This is a genomic window from Pseudomonas sichuanensis, assembly GCF_003231305.1.
GTDB lineage: Bacteria > Pseudomonadota > Gammaproteobacteria > Pseudomonadales > Pseudomonadaceae > Aquipseudomonas > Aquipseudomonas sichuanensis.
Map to the genome: position 1 here is coordinate 1 of NZ_QKVM01000158.1, position 328 is coordinate 328.

A 328-nucleotide genomic window follows, 5' to 3' on the forward strand; every position below is an offset into this window, starting at 1 on the left:
TGCCCAGGCCCATGGCCAGAAAGATCCAGACCGTCAGGTAGCGGTCTAGGAATGAAAGTCGGCTTTTGCTCATGGTGGATCTCCCTAAACGTCAGAGCGTTCCGATGCGGGCCAGCTCGACCTTGAGCTGCGCGGCATCCAGTTGGTCGAAAGGCAGTGCGATGAATGCCTTGAGGCGTCGCTTGATCTGCTCAAGCGTGTTGTCGAATGCCGCGTCCAGCTCGGCGGCACTACCGTGCAAATCCGAAGGGTCAGAAAGTCCCCAGTGGGCTTTCACTGCTGGTCCGAAGAACACGGGGCAGGCTTCGCCAGCGGCCTTGTCGCAGAC

Annotated in this window: 1 protein-coding gene; it reads right to left on the minus strand. The window is 59.8% G+C overall.

The features are described from left to right. Nucleotides 1-91: 91 nt before the first annotated feature. Nucleotides 92-328, minus strand: a 237-nt coding sequence (locus DM373_RS28535) for a low molecular weight phosphatase family protein (RefSeq protein WP_482822406.1), incomplete at its 5' end; no start/stop codon positions are given.